The sequence below is a fragment of the Nonomuraea sp. NPDC059007 genome (assembly GCF_042740555.1).
In the GTDB taxonomy this organism is placed as follows: Bacteria; Actinomycetota; Actinomycetes; order Streptosporangiales; family Streptosporangiaceae; genus Nonomuraea.
This window is the reverse complement of sequence record NZ_JBHYJD010000081.1, coordinates 1-2,392: the sequence shown is the minus strand read 5'-3', so window position 1 is coordinate 2,392 and position 2,392 is coordinate 1. Positions and strand designations below refer to the sequence as shown.

At 71.3% G+C, this 2,392-nt stretch carries 3 protein-coding genes; 1 reads left to right on the top strand and 2 read right to left on the bottom strand.

Translation table 11 applies throughout. The features are described from left to right. Positions 1 to 282: 282 nt before the first annotated feature. A complete protein-coding gene (locus ACFWY5_RS55080) occupies positions 283 to 690 on the bottom strand; it encodes a heavy metal-responsive transcriptional regulator (protein WP_379639952.1) in 408 nt (135 codons plus the stop codon). A gap of 55 nt (positions 691 to 745) precedes the next feature. Between ACFWY5_RS55080 and ACFWY5_RS55075 the strand changes: the two genes are divergently transcribed. After that, the gene (locus ACFWY5_RS55075; protein WP_379639951.1) at positions 746 to 1,645 is read left to right on the top strand and encodes an alkylmercury lyase family protein; all 900 of its coding nucleotides are present in this window, start codon (positions 746 to 748) and stop codon (positions 1,643 to 1,645) included. Positions 1,646 to 2,055: 410 nt separating this feature from the next. Here the strand turns inward: ACFWY5_RS55075 and ACFWY5_RS55070 are convergent. After that, positions 2,056 to 2,392, bottom strand: a 337-nt coding sequence (locus tag ACFWY5_RS55070; protein ID WP_379639949.1) for a DUF3703 domain-containing protein, incomplete at its 5' end; no start/stop codon positions are given.

The following is a 2,392-nucleotide window of genomic DNA, read 5'->3' as shown; positions in this document are numbered from 1 at the left end:
GGCGGGGGGGGGGGGGGGGGGGCGGTGGGGTGTGGGGGGGGGGGGTGGGCGGGGGGCGCCCCCCCCCCCCACCCCCGGCGAGGGGCCTTCGGTCCCTCGCGCTCCCCGGTCGTGGGCCGGATTCGGCCTGGCTGTTACCCGGCTCTGGGACGGCCACGGTCCTCGGGCCGCGACCCGGTCGCTCTCCTGGCGGTGGATGCGCGCAGGGTCGTCGCCGGGGTGGGCATGACGTCATCCGGGCTGGGAGCGGTGATCGGGGCGTGCCTGCTGTCGGGGGCGTACCTATGTCGGTTGTCGGGAGGCGAGGATGGTGCAGACGCGGTCCGGGGCGCAATCCACCGGGTCGGTTTCCTGGGCGCGTCTACGGAGAGCGCGCAGGGTTGCGCGGGCGGAGATGAGTTCGTCGATACGGTCGTTCACCTGGGTCAGGTGTGCCTCGATCAGCTCGCCCACGTGCTCGCAGGGCGCCTGCCCCGCATCGCGGATGTCCAGGACCTCGCGGATCTGGGCCAGGGACAGGCCGGCGGTCTGGGCGTCGCGGATGAAGGCCAGGCGGTCGACGGTGGTGGCCGGGTAGTCGCGGTAGCCGCCGCTGGTGCGCGGGGGTTCGGGCAACAGCCCGGCTTGCTCGTAGAAGCGGATGGTCTTGGTGCTGACGCCGGCCTCGGCGGCGAGTGTGCCGATGCGCATGGTCCCAGCGTATGGTCTTGACCTTCCAGTGCGCTGGAAGGTTTAGCTTGGGCCCATGGAGATTGTTCTGGTGAGCGTGCCGGGCTGTCCTAACGCTCCTGTTCTGGCCGACCGCCTTGCTCGGGCTATGGCGGAGGTGGGAGTCGCCGATACGGTCTTGCGTCGGACGGTGAGCACTGATGAGGAGGCGCGGCGGTGGGGTTTGCGCGGGTCTCCCATGCTGCTGGTGGACGGGTTTGACCCGTTCGGTGTCGCGGGGATGCCCATCAGCATGTCGTGCCGGCTCCAGAAGGTGCCTTCGGTCGCGGAGTTGCGGCAGGCGTTGCGGCGTACGTCCGCGATGGTGTGGTCGGACGCGCTGGGCCGTGCGGGCGCGGGCAGGCGCGCGCCCGTCGATGGTGGTCTGCGGGCGGTGCAGCAGCGGGTGTTGCGCTCCTTTGCCAGGACCGGCACGGCGCTCAGCCGCGCCGAGTTGCCGCAGCAGGCTCTGACCGCGTTGCACGAAGCCGACTTTCTGCGGCTGGACGAGCACGGTGAGATTCGCGCCGTCTATCCGTTCTCTGCCGTCCCTACGCCACACCGGGTGCAGATTGTCGGCGGTCCGCAGGTCTATGCCATGTGTGCCATCGATGCGCTTGGCATGGCCGCCATGTTGGGCCGAGACGTCCGGCTGGAGTCGGCCGATCCCGTCACCGGCCGGCCGATCATCGTGGAAGTCTCCGGTGGCGGTGCCGTGTGGAGCCCCCGGACTGCGGTGGTGTTCGCCGGTCAGCAGGCAACCTGTTGCGCGGTCGCCGCGGCCGACGCCTGCTGCGGGTCCATCAACTTCTTCACCGACGCCCGTACCGCGCAGTCATGGGCTGATGCCCACCCCGACGTCGAAGGACGGATCCTCGGTCAGAAGGAGGCTTTCGAACTCGGCGTGGCAATCTTCGGCTCTCTGCTCGACCCTTGACCCCCTGCGGGTGAGGTCGCCCCGGGCCTGCGGGCAGGGTTGAGTCCTCTCCACCCGGCTGGGGGCGCACTCCTTCGGCTCCGTAATGGGGGGTTGTCCTTCATCGGCGAGGAAGGTGGCCGGTGCCCGAGCCGATCTCGGCGCTCACGCCCCCGGCTGGGATGCCGCCCCGGGCCAAGGCGTCGTGCAGGGGGGGTCGAAGTGGCTGACGCTGTGGCCGGTGTTCCAGTCGGCGGCCTGCTTGTCGAACAGGGTCCTGACCAGGTCCAGGCCTGACCGGCGGCGATCTGCCTGGCCGGCTCTTGGGGGCCGGTCACGTTGCCGAGGTCCGGATTGCCGCCGGGCATCGGGGGAAGGGCGGGCAGGCGGCTGATCGTCACTTCGGCGAACTCCCCTCGGGACGTGCCCGGTCAGGTGCTCTGCAGCAGGTTGGCCAGGTCGGTGGGCAGGGGCATGGGCTGGGTGAGGCTGACGCGGGCGCGGCCGGTGTTGCCTTCGGGGTAGCGGCCCAGCGCGGAGCCGGGCGCGGCCACGATGATACGGATGATCTGGCCGATCGCCTCGCGGCGGTCGCGCTGGGCGAGGGCCAGGGCGAACATGGCGACGTGGTTGGCCGTGTGTGGCCAGGGCCACGGCTGGGAGATGATGTGCGCCCGCTCCAGATGCCGCCACCGCTCTTCGGGGGCGCGTGTGGTGCGGGCGGCGTACATCTCGGCGCGGTAGGCGGCCCGCACACGGGGGGGGGGG

Excerpts from the sequence above, each read along its gene's own strand:
- ACFWY5_RS55075 (WP_379639951.1), top strand. The coding sequence starts at position 746 with ATGGAGATTGTTCTGGTGAGCGTGCCGGGCTGTCCTAACGCTCCTGTT.
- ACFWY5_RS55080 (WP_379639952.1), bottom strand. The coding sequence starts at position 690 with ATGCGCATCGGCACACTCGCCGCCGAGGCCGGCGTCAGCACCAAGACC.